The 12431-nt window shown below is 61.5% G+C and carries 13 protein-coding genes; 7 read left to right on the forward strand and 6 right to left on the reverse strand.

Annotated elements, in window-relative coordinates:
• Position 1: 1 nt before the first annotated feature.
• A complete protein-coding gene (locus HU749_RS24970; RefSeq protein WP_046063539.1) occupies positions 2–1276 on the forward strand; it encodes a uracil-xanthine permease family protein in 1275 nt (424 codons plus the stop codon).
• Between the two features lie 124 nt (positions 1277–1400).
• On the opposite strand, the gene hemH is transcribed toward HU749_RS24970, so the two are convergent.
• Positions 1401–2426 carry a ferrochelatase gene (hemH, locus tag HU749_RS24975; protein WP_186652093.1) on the reverse strand — a complete coding sequence of 342 codons (1026 nt, stop codon included), beginning with the start codon at positions 2424–2426 and terminating at the stop codon, positions 1401–1403.
• A gap of 13 nt (positions 2427–2439) precedes the next feature.
• Positions 2440–3339, reverse strand: coding sequence for a TIGR01777 family oxidoreductase (locus tag HU749_RS24980; RefSeq protein ID WP_095974934.1), 900 nt, complete (start codon positions 3337–3339; stop codon positions 2440–2442).
• Between the two features lie 196 nt (positions 3340–3535).
• Here HU749_RS24980 and HU749_RS24985 point away from each other — a divergent pair, with 196 nt between their 5' ends.
• The 6 genes from HU749_RS24985 to HU749_RS25010 all read left to right on the forward strand — a co-directional run bounded on the left by HU749_RS24985 (position 3536) and on the right by HU749_RS25010 (position 9301).
• A complete protein-coding gene (locus tag HU749_RS24985) occupies positions 3536–4522 on the forward strand; it encodes an NAD(P)/FAD-dependent oxidoreductase (protein WP_014340182.1) in 987 nt (328 codons plus the stop codon).
• Between the two features lie 174 nt (positions 4523–4696).
• Positions 4697–5659, forward strand: coding sequence for a YbgA family protein (locus tag HU749_RS24990; protein WP_046063537.1), 963 nt, complete (start codon positions 4697–4699; stop codon positions 5657–5659).
• Positions 5659–6606: a MerR family transcriptional regulator gene (locus tag HU749_RS24995; RefSeq protein WP_186652091.1), complete on the forward strand. Its 948-nt coding sequence runs from the start codon at positions 5659–5661 to the stop codon at positions 6604–6606. Before HU749_RS24990 ends, HU749_RS24995 begins: the two co-directional genes overlap by 1 nt.
• A gap of 12 nt (positions 6607–6618) precedes the next feature.
• Positions 6619–8070 carry a deoxyribodipyrimidine photo-lyase gene (gene phrB / locus HU749_RS25000; protein WP_186652089.1) on the forward strand — a complete coding sequence of 484 codons (1452 nt, stop codon included), beginning with the start codon at positions 6619–6621 and terminating at the stop codon, positions 8068–8070.
• Positions 8071–8194: 124 nt separating this feature from the next.
• Complete coding sequence (locus tag HU749_RS25005) at positions 8195–8968, forward strand: SDR family NAD(P)-dependent oxidoreductase (protein ID WP_186652087.1); 774 nt, start codon at positions 8195–8197, stop codon at positions 8966–8968.
• 27 nt (positions 8969–8995) lie between these two features.
• Entirely contained in the window at positions 8996–9301 is a 306-nt protein-coding gene (locus tag HU749_RS25010) for a YkgJ family cysteine cluster protein (RefSeq protein WP_041476142.1), read from the forward strand.
• 124 nt (positions 9302–9425) lie between these two features.
• Here the strand turns inward: HU749_RS25010 and HU749_RS25015 are convergent, their stop codons facing one another.
• The 4 genes from HU749_RS25015 to prmC all read right to left on the reverse strand — a co-directional run bounded on the left by HU749_RS25015 (position 9426) and on the right by prmC (position 12422).
• Complete coding sequence (locus HU749_RS25015) at positions 9426–9944, reverse strand: acyloxyacyl hydrolase (RefSeq protein WP_014340188.1); 519 nt, start codon at positions 9942–9944, stop codon at positions 9426–9428.
• A 114-nt stretch (positions 9945–10058) separates the two neighbouring features.
• Positions 10059–10850, reverse strand: coding sequence for a glutamate racemase (murI, locus tag HU749_RS25020; protein WP_079302631.1), 792 nt, complete (start codon positions 10848–10850; stop codon positions 10059–10061).
• A complete protein-coding gene (locus HU749_RS25025; RefSeq protein ID WP_003205517.1) occupies positions 10843–11598 on the reverse strand; it encodes a molybdopterin-synthase adenylyltransferase MoeB in 756 nt (251 codons plus the stop codon). The genes murI and HU749_RS25025 overlap by 8 nt, the downstream gene beginning before the upstream one ends.
• Entirely contained in the window at positions 11592–12422 is an 831-nt protein-coding gene (prmC, locus tag HU749_RS25030) for a peptide chain release factor N(5)-glutamine methyltransferase (protein WP_079302632.1), read from the reverse strand. The genes HU749_RS25025 and prmC overlap by 7 nt, the downstream gene beginning before the upstream one ends.
• Between the last annotated feature and the right edge of the window lie 9 nt (positions 12423–12431).

Below are 12431 nucleotides of genomic sequence, written 5' to 3' on the forward strand. Positions count from 1 at the left end.
CATGCAGGATGAGTTCAACGATCCGCTCTGGCGCCAGGTGCTGTCCGGCGCGCAGATGCTGTTCGTCGCCTTCGGCGCGCTGGTACTGATGCCGCTGATCACTGGGCTGGACCCTAACGTGGCGCTGTTCACGGCCGGCCTGGGAACGATCCTGTTCCAAATCGTCACCGGGCGCCAGGTGCCGGTGTTCCTGGCCTCGAGCTTTGCCTTCATCACCCCGATCATCCTCGCCAAGGGCCAGTTCGGCCTGGCTGCGACCATGGGCGGCGTGATGGCGGCAGGTTTCGTCTACACCTTTCTTGGCCTGGCGGTGAAGATCAAGGGCACCGGGTTCATCGACCGGCTGCTGCCGCCGGTGGTGATTGGTCCGGTGATCATTTCCATCGGCCTGGCCATGGCGCCGATTGCCGCCAACATGGCGATGGGCAAGGCCGGCGACGGCAGCGAGCTGATTCATTATCAAACCGCGATGCTGATTTCGATGCCGGCCCTGCTCACCACCCTCATCGTGGCGGTGTTCGGCAAAGGCATTTTCCGCCTGGTGCCGATCATTTCCGGCGTGCTGGTGGGCTTTGCCATGGCGTTTTTCTTCGGGGTCGTGGACACCGCGAAAATCGCCGCTGCACCCTGGTTCGCCCTGCCGGCCTTCACCGCGCCGGAATTCAACTGGCAGGCAATCCTGTTCATCGTGCCGGTGGCGCTGGCACCGGCCATCGAGCACATCGGCGGCGTGATTGCCGTGGGCAGCGTGACCGGTCGTGACTACCTGAAAAAACCCGGTCTGCACCGCACACTGCTCGGTGACGGCATTGCCACCACCGCCGCCGGCCTGTTCGGCGGCCCGCCCAACACCACCTACGCCGAGGTGACCGGCGCGGTGATGCTGACCAAGAACTACAACCCGAAGATCATGACCTGGGCGGCGATCTTTGCCATCAGCCTTGCATTCATCGGCAAGTTCGGCGCGCTGCTGCAAAGCATCCCGGTGCCGGTGATGGGCGGGATCCTGTGCCTGTTGTTCGGTTCGATTGCGGCGGTGGGCATGAACACCTTGATCCGCCACAAGATCGACCTGGGCGAGGCGCGCAACCTGGTGATCGTTTCAGTGACGCTGGTGTTCGGCATCGGCGGCGTGCTGGTGGGCACCGGCACTGGCCCGGACGACTTCGGCCTCAAAGGCATCGCGCTGTGCGCGGTGGTGGCGATCGCGCTGAACCTGCTGCTGCCAGGCAATGATGGCTGGAAGCAGAAGAAGGCGGATGAACCGCTGCTGTAGATTCACCGCCTGCACTATTGTCATCGCGGGCAAGCCTTGCTCCCACAGGTTTTGAGTGGACCATGCTTGAGTGGTCAAGACAAAATCTGTGGGAGCAAGGCTTGCCCGCGATGCTTTTCGAGGTTTACAGAGCTATCGGTGCCCGTTCGCAGAGGGTACTCAACGCCTGCGCCCACTGCGGCTCATCATTAAGGCAAGGCACCAGCACCAACTCCTCCCCCCCTGCCGCGCGGAACTGCTCACGGCCGCGATCGCCGATTTCCTCCAGGGTTTCAATGCAGTCGGCCACGAACGCCGGGCACATCACCAAGATTTTCTTCACGCCGCTTTTGGCCAGTTCCTCCAGGCGTGCTTCGGTATAGGGTTCGATCCATTTGGCCCGGCCCAATCGCGACTGGAACGACACCGACCACTGGCCAGCCTTGAGCCCCATGCGTTGGGCGAACAGCTCGGCAGTGCGAATGCATTGCGCGCGGTAACAGGTCGCCATGACCTCCGGCGGCGCGTTCCTGCAGCAGTCGGCATCCTTGAAGCAATGAAACCCCGTGGGGTCGAGCTTGGTCAGGTGCCGCTCCGGCAAGCCGTGGAAACTCAACAACAGATGATCGTGCTCCTGCATAAGGTACGGCTTGGCGCTGGCCACCAGGGCGTCGAGGTATTCGGGCTGATCGTAGAACGGTTGGAGAATCGAGAACTGCACATCGAGTTTCTTTTCCCGCGCGACCCGCTTGGCCTCCTCGATCACCGTGGTCACGGTGCTGTCGGCGAACTGCGGGTACAACGGCGCCAACGTGATTTTTTTATGACCCTGACTCGCCAGCCGCACCAGCGCAGATTCAATGGACGGCTCGCCATAACGCATCGCCAGTTCCACTGGGCCCTGGGTCCACTGCGCGGTCATGGCCTGTTGCAACCGACGACTGAGCACCACCAGCGGCGAACCCTCCTCCCACCAGATCGAGGCATAGGCATGGGCCGACTGCTCGGGACGCTTGATCAGGATCAGCGACACCAGCAAGCGCCGCACCGGCCATGGCAGGTCGATGACATACGGGTCCATCAGGAATTGATTGAGGTAGAGGCGCACATCGGCCACCGAAGTGGAGGCAGGCGAACCCAGATTCACCAGAAGCAACGCGTGATCGGTCATGCAACGTCCTATTTCAAAGGCGGCTGGACAAGTCTTCCAGGGCCGCAGGCAAATCAGTGAAGCGGAATGTGAAACCCGCCGCCTGCAATCGGGCCGGCGTGGCGCGCTGGCCGCCAAGCAACAACAAGGACAATTCCCCCAGCGCGACTTTCAACGCAAGTTCCGGCATCGGCACCACGGCTGGCCGATGTAATACATGCCCCAGGGCCTTGGCAAAATCGCGGTTGCGTACCGGGTTCGGAGCGCACGCATTATAAGGACCGCTGGCCTCAAAGCGGTGTAGAAGAAAATCAATCAGGGCGATTTGATCGTCAATATGAATCCACGGCATCCACTGCCGACCATTGCCGATACGCCCGCCCAGCGCCAGTTTGAATGGCAACAGCAGGCGCGACAAAAAGCCGCCCTCGGCAGACAGGACCAGGCCGGTACGAACCAGCACCACGCGTATCCCCAACGCCTCGGCCCGTTGCGCGGTTTCTTCCCAGGCAATGCACAACTGGCTGGCGAAATCTTCGCTCACCGGCCCCGACTCCTCGGTCAACTCACGCTCGCCACCGTCGCCATACCAGCCCACCGCGGAACCGGAAATCAATACCTGCGGTTTCTGCTCGCAACGCTCCAGCCACGCCAGCAGAACTTCCGTCAACGTGATGCGACTGCTCCACAACAACATCTTGCGTTTGTGGCTCCAGGGCCGATCGGCAATCGGCGCTCCTGCGAGGTTGAGCACCGCGTCCACCGGCTCGACAATTTCATCAAGCTTGGCAACGCCTCGCACATCTGCCCCACAGATTTTCGCCACTTCTTCGGGTCGACGACTCCATACCGTCAAGCGATGTCCCTGCCCCAACCAGAGGCGGCAGAGCTGACGTCCGATCAAACCAGTACCGCCGGTCAGCAATATGTGCATGAGATGTTCCTCGCATCGCGTTTTACCCGGCCCATTAGTCTATTTTTATAAGCAGGGATTTTTCGTATCGGACAGGGTCTGTGTTTAACAATAGGACAACCTGTCCAAACGCGAACGGTAAAACTTATACCAAAAACCCGAATTGTACAGGTTTAAACGACGGCGTAGTCTGTACAGAAAGGTAAACGAGGCCCTCATGACTGTACCTATCGCAATCATCGGCACCGGCATCGCCGGACTTTCAGCCGCCCAGGCCCTGACGGAGGCCGGGCACATCGTTCAACTCTTCGATAAAAGCCACGGCAGCGGCGGACGCATGTCGAGCAAGCGCAGCGATGCCGGCGCGCTGGACATGGGCGCGCAGTATTTCACTGCCCGCGATCGCCGCTTTGTCACGGAGGTCCAGCGCTGGCAAGCCAATGGCTGGGCCGCGGAATGGAACCCACAACTCTACAACTTCCAGAATGGACAACTGAGCCCATCGCCGGACGAACAGACCCGCTGGGTCGGCACGCCGCGCATGAGCGCCATCACCCGCGCCTTGCTCGACAAGTTGCAGGTGCAGTTTGCCTGCCGGATCACAGAGGTCTACCGCGGCCAGGAGCATTGGCATTTGCAGGACGCGGAAGGTTTCACCCACGGCCCCTTCGGCCAAGTGGTGATCGCCACACCCGCGCCCCAGGCCACCGCATTGCTGGCGGCCGTACCGAAGCTGGCCGCAGTGGCCGCCGGCGTGAAGATGGACCCGACCTGGGCCGTGGCGCTGGCCTTCGAAGCACCGCTGGATACGCCCATGGAAGGCTGCTTCGTACAGGACAGCCCCTTGGACTGGCTGGCGCGCAACCGCAGCAAACCGGGACGCGACAGCAAGCTCGACACCTGGGTCCTGCACGCCACCAGCGACTGGAGCCGGCAGCACATCGACCTGTCCAAGGAAGCAGTGATCGAACACCTGCATGGCGCCTTCGCCGAACTGCTGCACAGTGCGATGCCTGCACCGAGCTTCAGCGTGGCCCATCGCTGGCTCTACGCCCGCCCCGCCGGCAGCCACGAATGGGGCGCGCTGGCCGATGCCGACCTGGGCCTGTATGTGTGCGGCGACTGGTGCCTGTCCGGCCGGGTCGAAGGCGCATGGCTCAGCGGCCAGGAAGCTGCCCGCCGCCTGCATGCAAGCCTGCAGTAGATCGCATCACCCATCGCCCTTCGCTGCTGTCGAAAGAGACAGCAGCCTGCTTGCGACACAGATTGACGTCGCCTCGCCCCACAAATCCGGTTGACTTGTGCACGTTCGGACCTATGATGAAAATATTGTACAGAAATACAAGCCTGTACAAGATTTAGTAATCAGAGGTCGCCCATGCCCAGCACAGCCATCGCCAAACCCAGAATCGCCATTAGCGCCTGCCTGATGGGTGCTGAAGTTCGCTTTAACGGCGGGCACAAGCAATCGCAGTTGTGCAGCCACACCCTCGTCGACTATTTCGATTTCGTGCCGGTGTGCCCCGAAGTTGCCATCGGCCTGGGTATCCCCCGGGAGCCGATTCGCCTGGTGGGCAACCCCGAACACCCCGAGGCGCTCGGCACGGTGAATCGCGACCTCAACGTGACCCGGGCACTGGCCGACTACGGGCAGCAAATGGCTGGGGAACTGGATGACATCTGCGGCTACATCTTCATGCAGAAATCGCCGTCCTGCGGACTGGAGCGGGTCAAGGTCTACGACCACAACGGCGTGACCCAGGACGGCGGTGGCCGCGGCATCTATGCCCAGGCCTTCTGCGAACGCCACCCCGACCTGCCGGTGGAGGAAGACGGCCGTCTCAACGATCCGGTTCTGCGCGAGAACTTCCTGACCCGGGTATTTGCCTATGCCGCCTGGCAATCCTTGCGTCGCCAAGGCTTGACCCGTCGCGACCTGATCGAATTCCACTCGCGCTACAAATACCTGCTGATGGCCCACAACCCGGTGCAGTACAAGGCCCTGGGCAACTTGCTGGGCAACATGGGCAAGGCCGACCCCAATGAGCTGGGCCCACGTTATTTCAGTGCATTGATGGCGGCCTTGAAGAAATGCGCCACCCGCCGCACCCACACCAATGTGCTGCAACACCTGAGCGGTTACCTCAAGCGCGCCATCGACGCCGAGGACAAACAGGAGGTGCAGCATCTGATCGGGCAATATCGCCTCGGCATCGTGCCCTTGGTGGTGCCACTGACGTTGCTCAAGCATCACTTGCGCCAGCACCCCGATCCTTACCTGGCGCAGCAGGTCTACCTGCAACCGCACCCGGAAAACCTCAGTTTGCGAAACGCTATTTGATGAGGAACGAACCCGATTCCAGTGCCAGCGAAGACCTGGGGGCCGATTTTGCCAAGGCCTTGGCGCAAGGCTGGCTGCCCATACGCGAGGTCGCCCGGCAAACCGGTGTCAACGCCGTCACGCTGCGAGCCTGGGAGCGCCGCTATGGCCTGATCGTGCCGCACCGCACACCCAAGGGCCACCGACTGTTCAATGCCGAGCATGTGCAACGGATCCTGAGCATCCTCACCTGGATCGACCGTGGCGTTGCGGTGAGCAAGATCAAGCCGTTGCTGGACACGCCGCAGCCACCGAGCGAACCCACCCAGGTGCCGGAGAATGACTGGCAGCGTCAGCGCCATGCCCTGGTGCTGGCGGTGACGCAACTGGCCGAGCGCCAGATCGATGACCAGGTCAACCAGGCGATGGCGCTGTACCCGCCCTGGACCGTGTGCGAGCAGTTGCTCTTGCCGTTGCTGGCCGAGCTTCACCTGCGCTGGCAAGGCCAGTTCGGCGCGCAACTGGAACGGGTTTTCCTGTACTCGTGGCTGCGCAGCAAGTTCGGCAGCCGGATCTACCACAACAACCGCCAGTTGCGCGGCGCACCACTGTTACTGGTCAATCATTCGGACTCGCCCCAGGAGCCGTACCTCTGGCTCACTGCCTGGCTGGCCAGCAGCGCCGACTGCCCGGTGGAAGTGTTCGACAGCCCGCTACCGGCGGGTGAACTGGCCCTGGCGGTCGAACGCCTCAAGGCCCGCGGCGTCCTGCTGTATTCCAGTCACGCCCTCAACCTGTCCCAACTGCCCAGGCTGCTGGGCGCAATTAATTGCCCAATCATCATCGCCGGCCCCGCAGCGTCGATCCACCAGGCCAGGTTATCCACAGGCGTTGCGATGATTGACGTCTCCTGGGCCGAAGACCCGTTATCGGCTCAACGCGAACTGAGCCGCCGAGAACTCCTTTAGATGGAAGACAGCATGCAACTGATCTGGCTGCGCAGCGACTTGCGCCTGCACGACAACACCGCTCTTGCAGCAGCCGCAGCCCAAGGACCCTGCGTGGCGGTGTACCTGACCAGCCCGGAACAATGGCGCGCCCATGATGACGCACCGTGCAAGATCGATTTCTGGTTGCGCAACCTAGGCGCGTTGAGCGCGGCCCTGGACGAATTGAACATCCCACTGCTGATCCGCGCCGCAGCGCATTGGCACCAGGCCCCACACGTGCTGCTCAAGCTGTGTCGAGAACTGAATGTCGGCGCCGTGCATGTCAACGAAGAGTACGGCCTGAATGAAACGCGACGCGACGCCGAGGCCGCCCGCGCATTGAATGACCAGGGCATTGAGTTTCACAGTCACCTCGACCAATTGCTGTTCAAGCCCGGCAGCGTGCTGACCAAGACCGGCAACTATTTCCAAGTGTTCAGCCAGTTCCGCAAGGTCTGCTACGCCCGTCTGCATTTCTCATTGCCGAGCCTGGTCGCCACACCGGTCCGGCAGGCTCCCACCGGCATTACCCGCGACCCGGTGCCGACGCAAGTCGATGGGTTCGCACCGCCCAGCGAAGCGCTACGAGCGCTCTGGCCTGCCGGGGAAACCGAAGCCCGGCGGCGCCTGGACACCTTTGTCGACCAGCACATCGACGATTACCAAGGCGAGCGGGACTTTCCCGCCAAGCCCGGCACCAGCCAGCTATCGGCCTATCTGGTGGCTGGGGTGGTGTCACCGCGTCAGTGCCTGCACGCCGCGCTGCAAGCCAACCAAGGTGAATTCGAAAGCGGAAGTGCCGGTGTTGTGACCTGGGTCAATGAATTGCTCTGGCGTGAGTTCTATAAACACATTCTCGTGGGCTATCCACGCGTGTCGCGCCATCGCGCGTTCCGCCCCGAAACCGAGGCGCTGGCCTGGCGCAAAGCCCCCGCAGAACTGGAGGCCTGGAAACAAGCGCGCACCGGCCTGCCGATTATCGATGCGGCCATGCGTCAGTTGCTGGAGACCGGCTGGATGCACAACCGCTTGCGGATGGTCGTCGCCATGTTCCTGACCAAGAACCTGTTGATCGATTGGCGCGAAGGTGAGCGCTTTTTCATGCAGCACCTGATCGACGGCGACCTGGCCGCCAACAATGGCGGCTGGCAGTGGAGCGCCTCCACCGGCACCGATTCGGCCCCCTGGTTCCGCATCTTCAACCCGTTGAGCCAGTCGGAAAAATTTGACCGCGAAGGCCTGTTCATCAAACGCTGGCTACCTGAACTGAACGATCTGGACAGGCAACAGGTCCATAGCCCAAATACCCAGGGCGGCTTGTTTGGTGCCGTGAATTATCCGGCACCGATTGTCGACTTGAGCCAATCCAGGGCGCGTGCGCTGGCAGCATTCAGAAACCTGCCGGCGCGACAGGACGCAGCCTTTGAAGGCATGGGCGATTAGCGAACATGAAATTGCCAGCCTGCGGGATGCATTGTTTACCCGATAACATATAGTCTTACTAGTCGTACGGACTCTACTGAAAAAGCTACGAATCAGTGCGCAGTCCAATCGAAAGGAGTAGGGAATGGGTCTAAGACTGCCACGGCGCTATTGGCTCACCGGGGCTGGCAACGGAATCGGCGCTTCGTTGGCTGAAGCGATACTGCAGACGGGTGCATACCTGGCCGTCAGTTCGTGCTCGGCTCGATCGTGCGAAACCCTTTCGGTACGTTATCCAGGACAAGTGCTGAGCGTGCCCGGCAATTTGACCGACAGCCAGGCCGTGCGCGCAGTCGGCGAACAGATCGCCCGGCAATGGGGCGCCCTGGATCAGGTGATCGTCAATGCCGGGACCGCTGAGTACATTGACGGGCAGCCCGCTGATCACACATTGATCGAGCATATCGTGCGCAGCAATCTGCTGGCCGCCAGCTTCTGCATCGAAATGGCCTTGCCTTTGTTGCGCGCCGGGACCGAACCTCATCTGGTGGGTATTGCCAGCCCGGCGACCTATCTACCGCCTTCGCAAATCGAAGCGGGTGGCCGTGGGATGCGTCATCTGTTCGACTCGGCCCGGGCAGAACTGGCGTGCGCGGGTGTTGATGTGACGTTGATACACCCGGGGTACGACGGCCCATCGCTGGGGCCTGACGGTTGTTTTCCAACGCCGACCCACTGGTCGGCGGACGAAGCGGCACGGCATGTGCTCGATCACCTGGTCGAACGCCCCAGGGAAGTCGCGCTCCCCATCGCGTCCATGACCGCACTCTGGCCTTTACCTTCGTCGACCGAAACCATGCAGCCCGATATCGACGCATGCCAGGCAAAAAATGGCTATCCGATCAAGGGCCAACCCTGAGCCGCCGATTGCCTTACACTGCGCGCCATGAAAACCATCCCCCTCCATGAAATCCCGGCACCGGCTGTCACGTGTTCGACGTGCGCGGCATGCTGCTGCCAGTTGGAAGTGATGCTGATCACCGACACCGGGGTCCCGGAGCGCTTTATCGACACCGACGATTGGGGTGGAGAGGTGATGCTGCGGCTTGATGACGGTTGGTGCGCGGCTCTGGATCGCAACAGCATGATGTGCACCATCTACGAAAAGCGTCCGCTGATCTGCCGCGAGTTCGAGATGGGCGCGCCGGAATGCCTGGAAGAACGCCAAGGGATTGCGACGGCGTATCGATAAAGGCCTGGTCTGATCTACTGTGGGAGCGAGCTTGCTCGCGATAGCGGTGGCTCAGACAACTTTATCTTGGCTGATCTATTGCCATCGCGAGCAAGCTCGCTCCCACAGTTCTCAAACTGTTTTGTTACAGCGGCATCGTGTAGTGCAGCGCGTAGCTTTCCACACCGTCGTTAGTCGACTTGATGCCGGCGTTGGAGTAATGAGTGGCGCGAATGCCCACTTCATGTCCACCGTTGAAGCGCAGGCCGAAGCCAATGCGATCTTCGAACTGGAAGGCCGTACCGAGCTTGTTGTCTTCGACTTCGGTATTGGCAAATAACGCCACGCCGATACCTGCCTCGATGTAAGGCTTCACGTTCTGACCGGAAAATTCATACACAAACACAGGCGAGAACGACAGGCTGTGATTGCTGGATGTCTCGTCCCCTTCCCAATAGGTATAGGCGCCACTCCAGTAGCCGGTCAGGCGACCGACATCACTTTGCAGCCAACTCTTGTCCCAGTCGAACTGCATGCCCAGGCGATAGGTCATGGTCGAATCGCTGGTCTGGCCAACCCCGAACTCCACACCCGCTGCTTGCGCAGTGTAAGTATGCCCCAGCAATGCAGCCGCAAACGCGGCAAAGCAGAATAAGCGCTTCATTAGAAACATCCTTTTCCGAACAGACTTAGTTGATTTTGTTACAAACAGACAAAGCTATAGAAATCCGCGCTAAAACAGAAGTTCAGAACGTTTAATGCAATTTTCACGTTTTTTTTACAGATCGAAGCTTCGCACAACGCCGGACGAATGCCATAGCATCGGTAGGATTTTTCTTAAATGTATCGGGTCTGCACTCGTCCAGAAGTGCGTTTCGCTGGCAGGTCCTTCAGCCAACAACCCTCGCTCCGCCAGGAGGCGCTGAAGTTGCCGGGCCACGGCGGCACCGGTATCGATCAGGCTGATGTGCTCCGGAATCATCTGCGCGAGCAATGGCTTGAGGAACGGATAGTGCGTGCAACCCAGGATCAGCGTATCGCAGCCGGCGGCCAGCAAGGGGTCGACGTAATGTTGCAGCAGTTGGTACAAGGTCGGGCTGTGCAGGTCACCCGCTTCGATCAGTTCCACCAACCCCGGACATGGTTGCGTAATGACCCGCACATCCGTGGCGAAACGGTCGAGCAAAGCGGCGAACTTGGCGCTCTGCAAGGTGCCGGTGGTGGCGAGCACACCGACGATACCGCTGCGGGTCGCGGCGGCCGCCGGCTTGACCGCCGGCTCCATGCCGACGATGGGCCAATGGGGAAAATCACGGCGTAGATCGGCAACTGCGGCGACCGTTGCGGTGTTGCAGGCCACGACCAGTGCCTTGGCCCCCTGGCCCAGGAGAAAGTCGGCAATGATCGCGCAGCGTTGGCGGATGTATTCCGGGGTCTTCTCGCCGTAGGGAATATGCCCACAGTCAGCCACATACAACAGCGACTCATTGGGCAGCAGCTGACGAATTTCCCCCAGCACCGACAACCCGCCGACACCCGAGTCGAGCACACCGACCGGCGCTTCACTCATGTTGACCACCACAGACGCTGCAACCTGGATCACGCTTGACCCGCAGTTCACGGAATCGCGTACCCAAGGCATCGATCAACAGCAGGCGCCCCACCAACGGCTCACCGAAACCGGCGAGCAACTTCAAGGCTTCAAGGGCTTGCAGGCTGCCCACCAACCCCACCAGCGGCCCGATCACACCGGCTTCGCTGCAGGTCAGTTCGGCTTCGCTGCCGTGGCCGTAGAGGCAGTGGTAGCAAGGGCTTTCGGGGCGGCGTGGGTCGAACACCGACAACTGCCCTTCCAGGCGAATCGCCGCGCCACTGACCAGCGGTTTACCCGCCGCGACACAGGCTGCGTTCACCGCTTCGCGGGTCGAAAAATTGTCGGAGCAGTCAAGCACCACATCCACCGCCGCGACTGCCGCGGCCAGGCTGTCTTCGTCCATGGCCGCCCGGTGAGGCACCAGTCGAACCTCAGGGTTGATCGCCCCCAGGCGTCGCATCGCCGAATCGACCTTGCTCAGGCCGACGCTGTCGGTGTCGTGAATAATCTGGCGTTGCAGGTTGGTCAGGTCGACGGTGTCGAAATCCGCCAGGTGCATCTCGCCTACCCCAGCGGCGGCCAGGTACAACGCCACCGGGGCACCGAGACCACCAAGGCCGATGATCAGCACGCGGCTTTGCTTGAGCCGCAATTGGCCGTCGATGTCGACGTGCTGCAAGAGAATCTGCCGGCTGTAGCGCAACAGTTCCTGATCGTTCAGCACGGCCGGCACCCCAGGCTGATGCGCTCATGGCCGCCCAGGTCCTTGCGGCTGTGGACGTCAGCAAAACCTTGGAGGCGCAGCAAATCGCGCACCGCCTCGGCCTGATCGTAACCGTGTTCGAGCATCAGCCAGCCGCCCGGCTCGAGGTGAGCCGGGGCCTGGGCAACGATCTGGCGCAGATCATCAAGCCCGTCCGGCCCGGCAACCAGGGCACTGGCCGGCTCGAAACGCACGTCGCCCTCGATCAGGTGCGGATCGCTGGCCGCGATGTACGGCGGGTTGCTGATGATCAACTCGAAACGCTCGTCTTCCAGCGCACTGAACCAGTGGCTGCTCAACACCGTGACGTTGCGCAGGTCCAGACGCTGACGATTGCGTTCGGCCAGGGCCACGGCCTCCAGCACCCGGTCGACCGCCGTGACTTTCCAGGCCGGGCGCTCACTGGCCAATGCCAGGGCAATCGCGCCGCTGCCAGTGCCCAGGTCCAGGACCCGGGCCGGTGTCGCCGGCAACAACGCCAGCGCGGTCTCCACCAGCAGCTCGGTGTCGGGACGCGGGATCAGGGTATGGGGTGCGACTTCCAGATCGAGTTTCCAGAAACCCTGCTGCCCGAGGATGTACGCCACCGGCTCGCCGGAACGACGTCGCCGCAGGTATTCGGAGAACAGCAACGCTGCCTCGCTGGGCACGATCCGCTCGGGCCAGGTGTGCAGGAAGCTGCGGGACTTGCCCAGCGCAGCGGCCAGCAACAATTCGGCGTCCAGCCGTGAGGTGGGCGAATCCGGCAACTCGGCAGCGCGTAACAGACTGGCGATGATGGTCATTTGTTCACC

Source organism: Pseudomonas ogarae, from assembly GCF_014268695.2.
Taxonomy (GTDB): domain Bacteria; phylum Pseudomonadota; class Gammaproteobacteria; order Pseudomonadales; family Pseudomonadaceae; genus Aquipseudomonas; species Aquipseudomonas kilonensis.